Origin of the sequence: Phytobacter diazotrophicus (genome assembly GCF_052061655.1) — a bacterium.
Taxonomy (GTDB): domain Bacteria; phylum Pseudomonadota; class Gammaproteobacteria; order Enterobacterales; family Enterobacteriaceae; genus Phytobacter; species Phytobacter diazotrophicus.
Map to the genome: position 1 here is coordinate 4,473,978 of NZ_CM125428.1, position 15,053 is coordinate 4,489,030.

A 15,053-nucleotide genomic window follows, 5' to 3' on the forward strand; every position below is an offset into this window, starting at 1 on the left:
AAACAACTTGCATCCTTCCTCATTAGAACCCAGAGACGACGCCACATTTGAGTGTAAAGATTTTAATGCAACCTATGTAGCGATAACCTTACTTTAAAAGATTGCCTGTTGACAAGCCCACAGGCTCGTTTAGCGTAACATATTCATATAACCGTTGATGCTACTACTCGTCAGCCTTGCGGCGCTGGCGCTCAAGCAGCCATTTATCCAGTTGCGCGGCAAATTGCTGGCGGTCACGCTGGGACAGGCTATCCGGACCGCCGGTCTGAATCCCGCTGGCACGCAGCGTATCCATAAAATCTCTCATCGTCAGACGTTCGCGAATCGTCGCTTCGGTGTAGCGCTCGCCGCGCGGGTTAACGGCTGCCGCGCCTTTGGCTAAGACTTCCGCCGCCAATGGGATGTCTGCGGTGATCACCAGATCGCCCGCCTCACACAGACGCACAATTTCGTTATCTGCGACATCAAACCCCGCTGCAACGCGCACGGAACGGATAAAGCGCGAGGGGGGCACACGGATATTTTGGTTCGCCACCAGCGTCACTGGCGTTTGTGTGCGCTCGGCTGCACGAAACAGAATCTCTTTAATCACATTCGGACAGGCGTCCGCATCAACCCAAATCGCCATTATCGCTCCTCACTCTCATTTCGGGCATTGTCGCGTTAAATGCCCCGCTTCGCAAAGCATGACGTTAAGCTTTCGCCCTGTAAGCCTTTCCACGTTAAGCTATACCTCACAATACGTAACAGCAGAGAGACAGACGTAATGGAGAAAAAAATCGGTTTTATCGGCTGCGGTAACATGGGCAAAGCCATTCTCGGCGGTCTGATCGCCAGCGGTCAGGTACAGCCTGGACAGGTCTGGGTCTATACCCCATCGCCAGAAAAAGTCGCCGCACTGCATGACCAGTACGGCATTAACGCCGCGCAGAGCGCGCAGGAAGTCGCCCAGATAGCCGACATTGTCTTTGGCGCCGTAAAACCGAATATTATGGTCAAGGTTCTTAGCGACGTCGCATCCAGCCTGAACAAAGAGTCTCTGGTCGTGTCGATTGCCGCAGGCGTCACCCTCGATCAACTGGCGCGGGCGTTGGGCCACGATCGGAAAATCGTCCGCACCATGCCTAACACACCGTCGCTGGTAAATGCCGGTATGACCTCCATCACGCCGAACGCCCTGGTGACACCGGAAGATATCGCCGACGTACTTAACATCTTCCGCTGCTTTGGTGCCGCTGAGGTTATTGCCGAACCGATGATTCACCCGGTGGTAGGCGTCAGTGGTTCCGCCCCGGCGTATGTGTTTATGTTTATCGAAGCCATGGCCGATGCCGCCGTGCTGGGCGGAATGCCACGCGCACAGGCATACAAGTTTGCCGCGCAGGCGGTGATGGGATCGGCGAAAATGGTGCTGGAAACCGGCAAACATCCGGGAGAGTTGAAAGACATGGTCTGTTCCCCCGGCGGTACGACCATTGAAGCGGTCAAGGTACTGGAAGAGAAAGGCTTCCGCGCGGCCGTTATCGACGCCATTCAGGCCTGTATGGCGAAATCCGAACAGATGAGTAAATAAGACCGTGCTTGCGCCGCCGGGGCCACCCGCGGCGCAAGCACTGTGCTACGCCAGCATCTCACTGGCCTGACGCAGAGGCATCGGCTGCTGCATTTTCACCAACAATTGTGCCGTTGCGGTATTTTCACCGCAGCTTAGTACCGCTTTCAGCATCCCCTCTTCGCCATAAAGCACCGCAAAACGCTTATCCTCAAACGAACCAAGCATTTTTACACTGTCCCATTCCCGCGCATAACCCAGATATTCGAAGCGCGTACCGAAATGAGTGGTCCAGAAAAATGGCACCCGATCAAATGCATGGTGCTCACCCAGCATATTTTTTGCCGCCAGTCTCCCCTGCTGCTGCGCCACGCGCCAGTGTTCAATTCGCCGTCTGCCTTCCGGCGCCGGATAACTGGCGATATCGCCTACCGCCCACACTCCCGGCGCGGCACATAAGGTTTCATCCACCGTCAGGCTACCGTCTTCTTCATGGTGAAGATCATGGGCCAGATCGGTAAACGGACGAACCCCGGTGGCAAACACCACCACATGTGCAGGCAGCGTAAGGCCATTTTTCAGGCGTACCCCCTGCACATGCCCGTTACCCTCCAGTGCCGCCGGTTCACCGGTCACAAATTTCACGCCATTCTGCTTATGCATATTGAGAAAGTGTTGGCCTATCTCTTCACCAAACTGCGGAACAAAAGGCAATTCGTGGCGCGACACCACCGTCACGTCAATATCCTGGTTACGTAAGGCTGCCGCCAGCTCCATGGCAATAAAGCTGTTGCCGATGATCACTAATTGATGTTCCTGCTCCACATCGTTGAGCAACTGCTGTGCCTGATGGAGATCTCGCAGAACATGAACGCCTTGCAGGTGGTTACCTTCAATATCAGGACACAGCGGTTGCCCGCCGGTCGCCAACAACAGTTTGTCAAAATGGAGCCTTTGCCCGCTGGCCAGGATAAGAAAGTGCTCACGGCTGTGGAGGTCGGTCACCTCTTCTCGCAGGCTTTCAACGCCCGGCTGCTGGTAAAACGCATCATCAAGCACATGCGGCACTTCACTGATTTTCATTTTGCCCGCGGGGACAAATTTGCTCAGTGCCGTACGGTCATAGGGGGCATCGTTCTCTTTATCGATAAGCACTAAACGCCCGCTATAGCCCGCGTCGCGCAGCGTTATGGCGGCGGAACTCCCGGCTGCCCCGGTACCCAAAATAACCGTGGTCTGTTCCTGCTCACCGCGGATCAGTGGCCTGCTGGCAGGGGACATCGAGCGTGGATTGACCAGAACGCGGTTTTGTTCCAGCAGTACCGGATATTGTTTAAGGCTGGTCAGCGCAAGCGGCTCAAGCCACTGTCCATTCTTAATGTCGAATTCAGCTTTGTGCCACGGACAAACCAGGCGCCCTTCGCAGACAGCCCCTTTTTCAAGGGGAGCTCCCGCATGGGGACATTTGCTCTGGAATGCGCGCACCTGCGTTAAGGTGCGAATGAGGATCATGGCGGTACCCGCCACTTCGACTTTTACCGGCTTGTTTTCCGGTAGTGAATTGATATCTAAGACGTATTGGTAGCTCATAACATTGCTCTCGTGTCAGTGTTGGAGATACGGACGTAACGCCAGACAGCGCACACCACGAGGAAATAAAAAGCACTCAATCTGTAATGATGACCTGTTAAGCCTGGCAGAGAATAGGCCTATAGCAACCAGGCGAGGAGTCAGGCGGCCACTTCGGTGCGATTGCGCCCGGCTTTTTTCGCTTTGTATAACGCCAGGTCGGCAGATTTTAGCCACTCCCGGTAGTGGGTCATTTCTTCGCTCAGAGGGGCAACACCGACGCTGATTTGCAGCGCCAGTTGCGGAGCAGAAGGCAGGCGGAAGGCGGTAAGGCGGTCATGAACACGCTCCATGGCTGCAATAGCGTTTTCAGGCGGTGTGCCGCACATGATGACGGCGAATTCATCACCACCGAAACGCCCAATCAGATCGCTACCGCGCAAAGTGAGTTGCAGGTGACGGGTGATGGCAATGATCGCCTCATCACCCACGTCATGACCCCAGGTATCGTTAATAGTTTTGAAATGATCGACATCGATCAGCAACAGCGTCGCGATCCGTTGATGACGGCGACAATCATCAAATTCATCACGCAAAAGACTTTCCCAATGGCGACGATTGTAAACGCCAGTCATACCGTCACGAATACTCATCACCTGCAGGCGGCGTTTATGCTCCTCAAGCCTCGCGGCGTTACGGAAAGTCACCCAGGAAAAGAGGAGTGGATACAGCAGAAGTACCGGCACCGTCAGGCAGATAATCAGTGACGAGCTATCGGGGGTAATGGCAATACCCGTAAGCTGGAGTGTGACCAGGCAGGCAACCGCCATCAGGATAACGCCGGCAAGACACAGTCGCGGCCCACCCGCCCCCATCGTAGTGATAAAAACCACCATTGCCATGGCGATAGAGGGAAGCAGGTTTACGCCGATTAGCCCCATCCACATTCCAGCCAGCAGGGCATCTGCCTTCAAATTATGGGTTTCACTGGCGTAGGGATCGCTTGAGCGGGCCGCCAGTTGCCAGGCGAGATGCGGCCAGACGAAAGTCCATAAAACCAATAAAATCCACCAGCCTCCCGCAACCGGCTGTAATACCAGTACCCCAGCGAGCGGCATAAACAGGCAAGCCAGCCCCACCGCCCGTGGCAGCCGTTCCCGCTGCGCGAACTGGAGCCCCATGGAATGGGGATCGTCATCGTGCAGAGCGCTACGTCTCTCCTTGCCACTCTCTGTTGTATAAAAGTTATTATCATTCATCATTATTGGGAACATTCTGAAACATTTTCCCAAATTATAGAGAGGGGCCATGCGGGGAAAGTATGAAATTTCGGGTGAGTCGCGTGGCGAGCTCACCCGTTTGGATTAGCCTGTTTTTTTCAGGCAGCCACTCATAAATTTGCTGCGATCTTCACCTTTAAGCGACTGCTGCGTCGCCTGTGCGTTGCATTCGCGCATTTTTTGCTGCTGAGGACTCAAACTTTTTTGTCCGGGCTCGGTTTTGGTATTTTTCAGGCAATCGCTCATGTACCGCTTGCGAGCATCGCCGGAAAGGGTCTGCGCCGTAGCCTGTTGATTGCAGAGGGTCATACGTTGTTGTTGAGGGGTAAGGGTCTTCTCAGCGGCACTCAGTGCAGTAACAAACACCAGGCCGAACAGGAGCGTAACAAGTAATGTTATTTTCATAGCACCATCCTTTTGTAAGCCTTGCCCCTTAAGGATGGTCTGTCATGGAGAAAAAACCACCCGGCAGGAGAGATTTCCCACCGGGCAGTAACTTATTTCAGCCCAAGCGCGTTTTTCATGGTGAAGAACAGGTCGGTCTGATCGGTCAGGCCTACAACGTTAGCCGCGTGTGGACCATAGGCTGCCAGACGAACCTGCGTACCGGTATGCTCCATCGACTCTTCCTCAGAGTTACCATAGGTTATCGCCATCACAGCACCGTCTTTGGTGTTCAGCAACTGGCTCAAGCCAGGCGCTTTGGTGTCAGGCGGGATAATCTGGCTGGCGTGAGCATGGTCAGCGGTAACGATGACCAGCGTGTTGCCATCTTTTTTGGCGAAGGCCAGCGCTTTTTGCACGGCTTCGTCGAGGTCTACGGTTTCACCAATCTGACCACACGGGTTGGCAGCATGATCTTGTTTATCGATCGATGCGCCTTCCACCTGCAGGAAGAAACCTTTCTCGTTTTTGCTCAGCAGGTCGATCGCTTTTTCGGTCATCTGCGCCAGCGTCGGTACGCTATCGGTACGTTTAGCATTTGGCGTGCAGGTCACCGCAGGTTTATCGAGATTACCGTGTAATGTGGCTTTCGGGCCTTCCCAACGAACCGGCATGTTGCCATCGGAGAACAGCCCCAGTAGCGGTTTATCCTGATTCGCTTCGGTGATAGCCGCCAGCGTCGAGGCGTCCCCCACTAACTGATAGCCACGCGCCTGTGCCTGCTCACGCAACGTTTTGCCTTTCCACTCACCGGCGGTTGCCGTTTCACTAAAGGTTTTCGCACCGCCGCCGAGAGTGACATCGGCACGCGCATTCAACAACTGCTCAGTGATGGAACCTTTGCCACCTTTCTCCAGCGCATTGCTGGCACATTTTTCACTGGTAACGCTCGGGCCGTAGCATTTACGCGACGTCACATGGGAAACAAGCGCGGCAGGCGTAGCATCCTGCAATTCAGCGGTAGAGACGTTACCGGTAGCAAGACCCGCGGCCTTTGCCATCTCCAGAATCGTCATATGATCTTTTTCGTGGATATCGATGCCCAGGGCGCCGTTATAGGTTTTCACGCCGGTAGACCATGCCGTGGCGGATGCCGCAGAGTCGGTCACGTAATCGGGTTTGCCCGTTTTCTTATCCAGCGCGTAATGCGTGTACTGACCCGTCAGTGGTAACGCATCGATACCTTTAAAATAACCGCCCGCCCCTTCGGCATAATTTCGCGCAGCGGTAATTTCTGAATCACCCATGCCATCACCGATCAGCAGAATAATATTTTTAGCCGGTTTGTCATTGAGCGAGGAACGGATTGCGTCAGTTTGATCGGCAATTAAACGGCGGGCGCCGCCTTGCGTCGTAATATCACCCTGCGCGGCACGATTCTCAAGCACAGTGGTGGCGGAAGTAGTATCCGCATAAATAGAAGGGGTAAACAAAATAGGGAATAAGGCGACGAATAGTGCGCTCTGTTTCACTTTATTTTCTCCGTGTATAAATACTTAAAAAGAAATAAAACAGAGCGACTATAGGCACCGCGTATGACAGTGAGATGACAGCGTGACTTATCTCAAAGTCTCAGTTGCGCGGGTGCCTTAAAAGCTTTTTTATATACTGTTGCAGCAACTCCGTATCCTGATCGGAAACGTCCGTTCCCGGATGAACATCATCCATCGCGCCTTCAATACTCTGGATAAGCGCCTGTTGCTCAGGCAGCGCCATCTGACGCAAAAGTGCAGTGACAACGATCTCCAGCGCTTCCACCTGCGCAACCAGTTCTTTGGATTCCTCTTCCTTTTCCGCGAGTTTTACCAACAGCTCTGCAATGAGATTTTTCATAGCGCTATTTCCTTATGTGATATTCGATGACGTTAGCATTCTGTTCTGTAGTTGCAAAGTGGATGCATCTATTATTTTTCGCTAAATTTGCGCTATGTAGAACCGTAAAACAGGAAACCCAGTAACGAAACGTTTCTATGATATAGACGCAAATTTATTTCTGTGTCAAAGCGAGGCGGGAGATAAAAGAATATATTTTTCTATAAAGAAAATTTATATCCAGACCGGAGCCAGAAGCTTTCGATCTGGATATTCGTTCAACGTCGCGCTTTACGTAATGCCAGCGCCAGTTGCCAGATATTGCATAAAACCACCAGCGCCGTGGCGACAAATACCCAGCGGAATCCGGCCATCGCCGAGACAGACGCCCCCATCAGCGGCCCGACCACGTTACCCAGATACATAAACGACTGGTTATAGCCAAAAATACGTCCGGTCACCTGGTCGCTGGAATATTTAAGCAGCAGCGTTTGAACGGCGGGAAGCATCGCACCGTCGGCGAAGCCAAGCATAAAACGCAGAATGCCCAGTTGTAGCGGCGAGGTGACAAACGACATGGCGAAAAATAGCACCACGGCGCAGACTAGCGTTGCCATCAGAATGCGCGCCGTACCAATTCGATCGCCCAGTTTTCCCAGACGCGGCGCCGAGATCAGCGCGGAAACACCCGGTACGGCGGCAATCATCCCGCTGAGGAAGGCGATATTGCTGCTGTCGGGCGTCATAGACTGGATAAACAGCGCCAGGATAGGCCCGATAGAGCCATTGCATAACTGGATAACCAGCGTCGTCAGAAAAAGACTGATCACCAGGCCCGGATAAGGTAGCGAGGAAAAAACGGCCTTGCCGCTCAGCCGTTGCGCCTTGCTGACCTTAGGACGCGCCCCCTCTTTGATCAGAAACAGTGTGACCAGAAAACTGACGATCAGCAGTGTTGCGGTAATTAAGAAAACGGTTCGTAAACCAAAATGGTCCGCCAGAAAACCGCCCATTAACGGCCCGCCAATCACCCCACTGATTTGCGCCGTCGAGAGTGTGCTTAGGGCCCAACCGCTACGCTCACGGGGAGCCTGAGAGGCGACCAGCGCCATCGCATTGGGAATATAACCAGACGTGAGCCCCATGACGCCACGTAAGATCAGCAACTGCCAGACATTTGTCGCAAAAGCCTGCAGTAAAATGGCGATTGCCATCCCCAGAGAGGCGCGCAACAACATTAACTTGCGCCCTTTTCTGTCAGCAAGGCTGCCCCATAGCGGTGAAACTATCGCGGAAACCATAAACGTGACACTAAAGGTCAACCCGGACCACATCGACAACGCTTCGTGAGAAGAGACCCCCAGTTGGGAGACATATAAGGGTAAGAACGGTAAGATTTGACTGATGGCAAGACCGGTGAAAAAACAGCCGAACCATACGGAAATAAGGTTAATTCTCCAGGATTCCATAAACAGCAATTAGTATTCAGTTTTTGGCAAATGAGACACAGGTTAACAAGAACAGTAATAAGAATACGCACCAGAGGTGCGATTAGCTTTTTTTTGGTGTTTTATCTTCTCTATTCTGCCACAGACCACAGCCCTGAATATCAACCACACTTATCACGGTAGTTTATGCTTTAGCGGCATAGCCCAAATCCACGCATTCCAAGATGAAAATGGTTGGCGTGCGCCGCGTTGTACTCCGGCCCAAGACCATTGCCATAATACCCACAACTCGCGCTCAACATCGCCTGTAGCCAGGGGTGCGTATCATCGCGCGTCCAGCCTCGCAGTACCGTTACCTGTTGACCGTTTGCCAGATGAAAACCGCTGATATCCAGCGCTTCGGCAGTGGCGTGTTCGCTAAGACGGGCATCGGGTCGATTATAGATATTACGGCACGCGTAACTGCCCAGATGGTCGATGCGTATGAGCGGACTGCCCATAAATTGCTGCGTTAGCGGCCGGGCCTGTTGTTCAACAAAAAGCGCTGAACTGAGTGCCAGCGGGCAACTGGCAAGAAAAGTGCTGCTGAGTTTGACCGGGCCAAAATCGCGCACCCGTACCACATTGTTCAGCGGACAGTCACCCTGGGTATCGGCGACAGATGTTGAAGAAATGAGTTGCTGCTGGTTTGCCTGCTGCAGCAACTCAACGCATTGCCCCGGTTCGAGCCGGCGTAACTTAAACTGGGTAATGCGGCCAGGCGGATCATTAAGTTGTAATGGTGCGAAGGGGTTGTAGTAGGCAGGCAAATAGCGCCAACCCGCCGCCAGTCCGCCGAGCAAAATAAACAAACCGATGAAGCCTTTCCCTTTCACGCATCCCCTCCATTAATCACTGCAAAACAGTATGGCAGAAGTGATATGGTATGTGCTTTCTGATTCATGTGAGTGAAAGTTGAGATGGCAAAACTGCGGGTAGGGGTCGTGTTCGGCGGCAAATCGGCTGAACATGAAGTGTCGCTGCAATCGGCAAAAAATATCGTCGATGCAATGGATAAATCGCGTTTCGATGTTGTATTGCTGGGGATCGATAAGCAGGGTCAGTGGCATATCAACGACGCGAATAATTATCTGCAAAATGCCAGCGATCCGGCGCGAATTGCACTTAATCCCTCTGAAAGCAGCGTTGCGCTGGTGCCGGGACAACCGTCACAGCAACTGATGAATGCCACGGATGCCAAACCCTTCCCACAAGTGGATGTGATTTTCCCGATTGTCCATGGTACGCAGGGTGAAGACGGTACGCTACAGGGCCTGCTGCGCATGGCAAACCTGCCGTTTGTCGGCTCAGATGTGCTGGGCTCCGCCGCCTGCATGGACAAAGACGTGACCAAACGTCTGCTCCGTGATGCGGGTCTCGCTATTGCGCCGTTTGTCACCTTAACCCGCAGTAATCGCGATCGTATGACGTTCTCTGAGATACAGGCGAAACTTGGGCTGCCGCTGTTTGTAAAACCAGCCAACCAGGGCTCTTCCGTTGGCGTCAGTAAAGTCACCAACGAAGCGCAGTACCATGCCGCCGTCAGCCTGGCGTTCGAATTTGACCATAAAGTGGTGGTCGAAACCGGCATCACCGGTCGCGAGATCGAATGTGCGGTGCTGGGTAATGACGATCCGCAAGCCAGTACCTGTGGCGAAATTGTGCTTAACAGTGAGTTTTACGCTTACGACACCAAATACATTGACGATAACGGTGCGCAAGTGGTTGTACCGGCGGCGATCGCCCCCGAAGTGAATGATCATATTCGCGCCATCGCCGTACAGGCATATCAGACTCTGGGCTGCGCGGGTATGGCACGCGTCGACGTCTTCCTGACACCGGACAACAAAGTGATTATTAATGAGATCAATACATTGCCCGGTTTCACCAATATCAGCATGTACCCGAAACTGTGGCAGGCGAGCGGTCTCGGCTACACCGATTTGATCACGCGCCTGATTGAACTGGCTGTGGCGCGCCATCAGGCTGATAGCGCGCTGAAAAGTTCGATGAACGGTTAATCCTGCGTTTTTTCTTCCTCATTCGCCGCTTCTTCATTTTCTTCGGGGCGGCGGCGAATGATAAACCCGGCAAGCCAGAAACTGATAACCCAGGTCACCAGCCCGACGGCATAGTTTTGCCAGCCTTTCGTTTCAAAACCCAGCAAACCCACAACGCCATTCAGAATAAAGATCAAACCAATCGCAAACGCATAGTAGTGCCAGTCACGGCGTATTTTTGAAGGCAGCTTCATGACAACTCCGGCAATAAAAACGCCATCCTCGCATATTTGTCATGGCACGTCTGTGGCGCATACGGAAATTCTGAAATGTTAATTTGATGGTCAAAATGTTACAGAAATGTGAGCGCGTACAAAATTTACACATCCGGAATCATTCCCGCTGCGAAATTATCACCATTCCGATGTTGACAATTTAATCGAACTGTCAAAATTACACTGATTCACTGGCTCTGAGCCGACGTAATTAAACGTAGCGGAGGTCTATATGGCTGACTTTACCCTGTCGAAACCCTTTTCGGGTAAAAAAACTCGCGACGCCTCTACGCCCGGTAATATCGCTTATGCCGTGTTTGTGCTGCTCTGCTTCTGGGCAGGCGCGCAACTGCTGAACCTGTTGGTGCATGCGCCCGGGGTCTTTGAACATTTGATGCAAATGCAGGACACCAACCGACCACACGTTGAGATGGGGTTAGGTGTAGGCACCATTTTTGGTCTGGTGCCTTTCCTGATTGGCAGCGCATTTCTGGGCGTGATTGCCCTGGTATTGCGCTGGCGACGCCATCATTAGTTTTTCATCATACATTGCGCCCGACGGTCATCGACACGCTTAGCAAACCAGGCAGTTGTAAGGTTACGTGTGATCTTCGGGCTTTCGAGTTGGATCCCCGGCAGCATTTCTCGCGGTAACGTCTTCCCGGCCTTCTGTTCTGCCAGATGATAAACATTCTGGTATAACGCCGTTTTCTCTAAGGCAATACTGTCGCCGGTTTGTAACTGGCGGCGGATATCTCTGTCGCTCATCCCCAGTTTCGCCCCCAGTTTTCTGGCTGCCAGCTCCGTTGCACCTGCATCGTTGCTGCCGTACTGAATCAGATCGCCGTCCAGCGCCAGTTTAACGCCGGTCGCTTTGCTTAGTGCATTCTGGAATGCCGCGTTACGGCTGGCGTAATGTCCGGCATTAAAATCAGCAAAGCGATAAAGGGGAGCTGTGTAATTTGCCGGATAATTGAGCAGGTGGTATGTGCCAAACCACAAGCCACCGCGACGGGTAAAGACCTCTTGTCGCACCGTGCCTTCCATTTTCCACGGGTAGCCGTCGGTGTGTTTCTCGGCAAACGCAACGCTAATTTGCATAGGCCCACCGGTATGCACCGGGTTATAAGAACCAAAAAGCGTCTGACCCATCGGCACGACGCTGATAAAATCGTCGAAAATTTCACTCAACTGTTTTTCGGTGCGAACCTTGTCCAGACGCTCGCTATAGCTTTTGCCATTGGGCGATTCAATTTTCAGCGCGGTGTGTACAAGGGCAAGTGGGATATGTAAACGTGCCGCACGGCGGTCAATCTCTTTCCAGGCAATTTTATTCAGCCCCGGCACCTGCGGATCGGCCTGATAGTTAGACTCCTGCTGCGCAACCGCCAGCACCGAACAGATATTTTCCAGCGTCGGTGCAATCGACTGGCTGCTAAAAGTGGTGGCAATATCTTGCGCCCACGCATCCCGGTCTTTCACACTCGCGGGCATTTTTTCTCTGACCACGCTCGCCACATCGCGGGGCTTCTCCGCTTCGGCCTCCTTCGTCTCTTTTTCTGCACTGGTTGTGTTTTTCGGTGTCGTACAACCGGCGAGAATCATTCCCGCCAGCAGTGTCATTGTGGTCGCGATAAGACGCGGCGCGCAAACAGGCATATCGTTCCTTGCTCAACTGAAAGTGTTGGTCATTTGCGATGCTGGCGGTGCATTCAACTCGCTTTCAAAGCTGCGCAAACGTTTATAGATGGACATAAGTTCCACTAGCGTGGTCCAGGAGGCTATCAGATACTGGAATGAACTGCGCACCTGTTCAAATACGTTTGTGATTTGGCGCATCAGACCAAAAGTAATCGCCCCGGCGGCGATGGTCGGGAAAAGGACGACCAGACCGAACACCACGTCAACCTGCAGATACAAAATACGGGCAATATTGAAATACATATAGTGGAAATAAAGACGGAAATAGTTACGGCGAACGGCAGAAAAGAGCTCTTTCACTGTATGAGGTTTCGCACGGTTGGCATCATCTTCGCCATACACCAGTTCTTTACGATATGCGGCTTCCACGCGCTGATTTTTGAACTCCAGCCCCGGCAGTTTAATCCCGACAAACGCCAATAAAAAGGTGCCGGAGAGCGCCCAGGCGATGGACGCAATCACCAGACCATACGGCAGATGCCCCACCAGCGGCAGCTCCTGTACGTGTGGCGACAGTGCCACCAGAACCGGTAAAAAAGCAATCAACGTCATGACCGCATTGATAAAGCTAACACCCATGTCTTCAAGCGTAGAAGCAAAACGCATGGTGTCTTCCTGAACACGCTGCGCCGCCCCTTCGATATGGCGCAACTGGTCCCAGTGCTCCATATAAAATTCGTTCATCGCCGTACGCCAGCGAAAAACATAGTGGCTCACGAAGAAGTTGTTCAGCACCGCAACGGTTACCGCAATCAGGGCAATCCACAAAAAGACGCCGATTTCGCTATAAAGCTGACCAATACTGACTTTATTCGGCGCACTCAGCGCTTTTTGAATAAGATCGTAAAATGGCGCGTACCACGCGTTAATTGCGACGTTGATTTCAACCAGAAACCAGGTCACAAAAATGATTAAGGCCGTTCCCAGGATTGACCAGCGCTGCCAGCGATGCGGTGCGTAGAAAAACCAGAATAGCGCAAAGAGGCCAACGCATAATGCGTAGTAGGCATAAAACAGCAGGAAGTTCAGGGACCAGAAGCGCGCCGCGCTGATGGGAACATCCTCAGAAGCGCCAACCAGCCGCATTATCCAGGCCTGCCCACCGGCCTGCCAGAAAACGACTGCGATCAGTGCCCAAATAAAGGCCGAAAGAAAGAACAGCTTCGGCTTTGGGAAAAAAGACTTAAACATAATACTCTCCTGCTCACTTCTTATTTTTCTGCATTACTCATACGGCGCACAACACACCTCCGCCACAGGAGCGTCCTGCAGTGGGGGAGCGTTGTGAGAACTGTAGAATCAGACCTGAGCGTAACGCCTTAGTTCGTTTGCCACTCGTGAAGAATTGTTTCGACGGGTTTCACAAAAACGGGGTTATCCGGCACCGTAAGTGTGCGCCAGACTTCATTATAATGGGCGATGAGTGTTTCAGCCGGGGCTGCTGGCCGGTTGGCTGTCGTATGGGCGTCTTCGGCTACGGTAATTGAATACCCACGGCTGGCACCATTTTTCAGCGTGGTATCGAGGCAATAATCTGTCGCACAGCCGCACATGACGAATGCAGAGATATCGTGCTCGCGTAAAACATCCGCCAGCCGGGTACGGTAAAAGCTGTCACAGGCGGTTTTGGGCTTTGTTGAATAAATCGAACTTTTGCTGAGTTGAAGGATCAGATCACGCATCTTCCCGACAACGCAGACCGTTCCGTGGCAAAGCAAAAGTTCAAAATCACCAACTGGCCCACCTACAATAAAGCCCTCATCAACCGTGGCTCCATAACTTTCTGGCTGGATGATGAAGCTATTCAGGCCTGGTATGAGTCAGCAACACCTTCTTCACGAGGCAGACCTCAGCGCTATTCTGACCTTGCCATCACGACTGTGCTGGTCATTAAACGCGTGTTCAGGTTGACCCTGCGGGCTGCACAGGGTTTTATTGATTCCATTTTTACACTGATGAATGTTCCGTTGCGCTGCCCGGATTACACCAGTGTCAGCAAGCGCGCAAAGTCGGTTAATGTCAGTTTCAAAACGTTCACCCGGGGTGAAATCGCGCATCTGGTGATTGATTCCACCGGGCTGAAGGTCTTTGGTGAAGGCGAATGGAAAGTCAAAAAACACGGCAAAGAACGCCGTCGTATATGGCGAAAGTTGCATCTAGCCGTTGACAGCAACACACATGAAATCATCTGTGCAGACCTGTCGCTGAACAATGTGACGGACTCAGAAGCCTTCCCGGGTCTTATCCGGCAGACTCACAGAAAAATCAGGGCAGCATCGGCAGACGGCGCTTACGACACCCGGCTCTGTCACGATGAACTGCGGCGTAAGAAAATCAGCGCGCTTATCCCTCCCCGAAAAGGTGCGGGTTACTGGCCCGGTGAATATGCAGACCGTAACCGTGCAGTGGCTAATCAGCGAATGACCGGGAGTAATGCGCGGTGGAAATGGACAACAGATTACAACCGTCGCTCGATAGCGGAAACGGCAATGTACCGGGTAAAACAGCTGTTCGGGGGGTCACTGACGCTGCGTGACTACGATGGTCAGGTTGCGGAGGCTATGGCCCTGGTACGAGCGCTGAACAAAATGACGAAAGCAGGTATGCCTGAAAGCGTGCGTATTGCCTGAAAACACAACCCGCTACGGGGGAGACTTACCCGAAATCTGATTTATTCAACAAAGCCGCGGTTTTGGTGACATACAAAGCGTTAGCAGGCTGGTAAAGATCGGGCAGTAACTGGAACCCTTCGCTCCCCTCTTCCAGTCCACCGCTTTCGATGTGCTGGATGAAAATTACCGTATCCGCCGCCCGTGTGAGCTGATTTATCTGCGCCACACACGCTTCGCGTCGAAAACGTGGCGTCGCAAAAACCCCGTTTTGCATATCCACTACCATCACCACTCGCTTACCTGACATTGCTCCCCTCCAGA

At 52.7% G+C, this 15,053-nt stretch carries 15 protein-coding genes and 2 pseudogenes; 4 read left to right on the forward strand and 13 right to left on the reverse strand.

Annotated elements, in window-relative coordinates; genetic code table 11:
* Positions 1-163 precede the first annotated feature (163 nt).
* A complete protein-coding gene (locus ACS0RQ_RS21840; protein WP_041852554.1) occupies positions 164-628 on the reverse strand; it encodes a YaiI/YqxD family protein in 465 nt (154 codons plus the stop codon).
* Positions 629-766: 138 nt separating this feature from the next.
* Between ACS0RQ_RS21840 and proC the strand changes: the two genes are divergently transcribed.
* A complete protein-coding gene (gene proC / locus ACS0RQ_RS21845; RefSeq protein ID WP_071195854.1) occupies positions 767-1,573 on the forward strand; it encodes a pyrroline-5-carboxylate reductase in 807 nt (268 codons plus the stop codon).
* Between the two features lie 45 nt (positions 1,574-1,618).
* Here the strand turns inward: proC and ACS0RQ_RS21850 are convergent, their stop codons facing one another.
* From ACS0RQ_RS21850 to ACS0RQ_RS21880, 7 genes are all read right to left on the reverse strand, one after another.
* Positions 1,619-3,142 carry an FAD-dependent oxidoreductase gene (locus tag ACS0RQ_RS21850; protein WP_271850697.1) on the reverse strand — a complete coding sequence of 508 codons (1,524 nt, stop codon included), beginning with the start codon at positions 3,140-3,142 and terminating at the stop codon, positions 1,619-1,621.
* A gap of 140 nt (positions 3,143-3,282) precedes the next feature.
* Entirely contained in the window at positions 3,283-4,395 is a 1,113-nt protein-coding gene (gene adrA, locus ACS0RQ_RS21855; RefSeq protein ID WP_334634061.1) for a diguanylate cyclase AdrA, read from the reverse strand.
* Between the two features lie 90 nt (positions 4,396-4,485).
* Positions 4,486-4,806: a phosphate starvation-inducible protein PsiF gene (gene psiF / locus ACS0RQ_RS21860; RefSeq protein ID WP_132439366.1), complete on the reverse strand. Its 321-nt coding sequence runs from the start codon at positions 4,804-4,806 to the stop codon at positions 4,486-4,488.
* A 92-nt stretch (positions 4,807-4,898) separates the two neighbouring features.
* On the reverse strand, positions 4,899-6,317 hold the full coding sequence (phoA, locus tag ACS0RQ_RS21865; RefSeq protein WP_271850695.1) for an alkaline phosphatase: 1,419 nt from the start codon (positions 6,315-6,317) through the stop codon (positions 4,899-4,901).
* A gap of 100 nt (positions 6,318-6,417) precedes the next feature.
* Positions 6,418-6,678 carry an anti-adapter protein IraP gene (gene iraP, locus ACS0RQ_RS21870; RefSeq protein ID WP_271850694.1) on the reverse strand — a complete coding sequence of 87 codons (261 nt, stop codon included), beginning with the start codon at positions 6,676-6,678 and terminating at the stop codon, positions 6,418-6,420.
* Between the two features lie 257 nt (positions 6,679-6,935).
* Positions 6,936-8,126 (reverse strand): multidrug efflux MFS transporter, encoded by a 1,191-nt coding sequence (locus ACS0RQ_RS21875; RefSeq protein WP_041852687.1) that lies wholly within the window; start codon positions 8,124-8,126, stop codon positions 6,936-6,938.
* A 170-nt stretch (positions 8,127-8,296) separates the two neighbouring features.
* On the reverse strand, positions 8,297-8,980 hold the full coding sequence (locus tag ACS0RQ_RS21880) for an extensin-like domain-containing protein (protein WP_271850693.1): 684 nt from the start codon (positions 8,978-8,980) through the stop codon (positions 8,297-8,299).
* 84 nt (positions 8,981-9,064) lie between these two features.
* Here ACS0RQ_RS21880 and ddlA point away from each other — a divergent pair, with 84 nt between their 5' ends.
* Complete coding sequence (gene ddlA, locus ACS0RQ_RS21885) at positions 9,065-10,165, forward strand: D-alanine--D-alanine ligase (protein WP_271850692.1); 1,101 nt, start codon at positions 9,065-9,067, stop codon at positions 10,163-10,165.
* On the opposite strand, the gene ACS0RQ_RS21890 is transcribed toward ddlA, so the two are convergent.
* Positions 10,162-10,398 (reverse strand): DUF2754 family protein, encoded by a 237-nt coding sequence (locus tag ACS0RQ_RS21890; protein ID WP_047371635.1) that lies wholly within the window; start codon positions 10,396-10,398, stop codon positions 10,162-10,164. The genes ddlA and ACS0RQ_RS21890 overlap by 4 nt on opposite strands.
* Positions 10,399-10,651: 253 nt before the next feature.
* Between ACS0RQ_RS21890 and ACS0RQ_RS21895 the strand changes: the two genes are divergently transcribed.
* Positions 10,652-10,954 (forward strand): YaiY family protein, encoded by a 303-nt coding sequence (locus ACS0RQ_RS21895; protein WP_041852564.1) that lies wholly within the window; start codon positions 10,652-10,654, stop codon positions 10,952-10,954.
* On the opposite strand, the gene ACS0RQ_RS21900 is transcribed toward ACS0RQ_RS21895, so the two are convergent.
* From ACS0RQ_RS21900 to ACS0RQ_RS21910, 3 genes and pseudogenes are all read right to left on the reverse strand, one after another.
* A complete protein-coding gene (locus tag ACS0RQ_RS21900) occupies positions 10,951-12,078 on the reverse strand; it encodes a DUF1615 domain-containing protein (RefSeq protein ID WP_271850690.1) in 1,128 nt (375 codons plus the stop codon). The two genes, ACS0RQ_RS21895 and ACS0RQ_RS21900, sit on opposite strands and share 4 nt — an antisense overlap.
* A 12-nt stretch (positions 12,079-12,090) precedes the next feature.
* Positions 12,091-13,311: a peptide antibiotic transporter SbmA gene (gene sbmA / locus ACS0RQ_RS21905; protein ID WP_271850689.1), complete on the reverse strand. Its 1,221-nt coding sequence runs from the start codon at positions 13,309-13,311 to the stop codon at positions 12,091-12,093.
* Between the two features lie 128 nt (positions 13,312-13,439).
* Positions 13,440-13,748, reverse strand: a pseudogene (locus ACS0RQ_RS21910) (isochorismatase family protein); the annotation flags it as partial.
* A gap of 33 nt (positions 13,749-13,781) precedes the next feature.
* Between ACS0RQ_RS21910 and ACS0RQ_RS21915 the strand changes: the two are divergent.
* A complete protein-coding gene (locus ACS0RQ_RS21915; RefSeq protein WP_023279773.1) occupies positions 13,782-14,750 on the forward strand; it encodes an IS5 family transposase in 969 nt (322 codons plus the stop codon).
* Positions 14,751-14,805: 55 nt separating this feature from the next.
* On the opposite strand, the pseudogene ACS0RQ_RS21920 reads toward ACS0RQ_RS21915, so the two are convergent.
* Positions 14,806-15,039, reverse strand: a pseudogene (locus ACS0RQ_RS21920) (cysteine hydrolase family protein); the annotation flags it as partial.
* Between the last annotated feature and the right edge of the window lie 14 nt (positions 15,040-15,053).

Bases quoted from the DNA above. Each gene is read 5' to 3' on its own strand.
- ACS0RQ_RS21840 (WP_041852554.1), bottom strand. From the start codon at position 628: ATGGCGATTTGGGTTGATGCGGACGCCTGTCCGAATGTGATTAAAGAG.
- proC (WP_071195854.1), top strand. From the start codon at position 767: ATGGAGAAAAAAATCGGTTTTATCGGCTGCGGTAACATGGGCAAAGCC.
- ACS0RQ_RS21850 (WP_271850697.1), bottom strand. From the start codon at position 3,142: ATGAGCTACCAATACGTCTTAGATATCAATTCACTACCGGAAAACAAG.
- adrA (WP_334634061.1), bottom strand. From the start codon at position 4,395: ATGTTCCCAATAATGATGAATGATAATAACTTTTATACAACAGAGAGT.
- psiF (WP_132439366.1), bottom strand. From the start codon at position 4,806: ATGAAAATAACATTACTTGTTACGCTCCTGTTCGGCCTGGTGTTTGTT.
- iraP (WP_271850694.1), bottom strand. From the start codon at position 6,678: ATGAAAAATCTCATTGCAGAGCTGTTGGTAAAACTCGCGGAAAAGGAA.
- ACS0RQ_RS21875 (WP_041852687.1), bottom strand. From the start codon at position 8,126: ATGGAATCCTGGAGAATTAACCTTATTTCCGTATGGTTCGGCTGTTTT.
- ddlA (WP_271850692.1), top strand. From the start codon at position 9,065: ATGGCAAAACTGCGGGTAGGGGTCGTGTTCGGCGGCAAATCGGCTGAA.
- ACS0RQ_RS21890 (WP_047371635.1), bottom strand. From the start codon at position 10,398: ATGAAGCTGCCTTCAAAAATACGCCGTGACTGGCACTACTATGCGTTT.
- ACS0RQ_RS21895 (WP_041852564.1), top strand. From the start codon at position 10,652: ATGGCTGACTTTACCCTGTCGAAACCCTTTTCGGGTAAAAAAACTCGC.
- ACS0RQ_RS21900 (WP_271850690.1), bottom strand. From the start codon at position 12,078: ATGCCTGTTTGCGCGCCGCGTCTTATCGCGACCACAATGACACTGCTG.
- sbmA (WP_271850689.1), bottom strand. From the start codon at position 13,311: ATGTTTAAGTCTTTTTTCCCAAAGCCGAAGCTGTTCTTTCTTTCGGCC.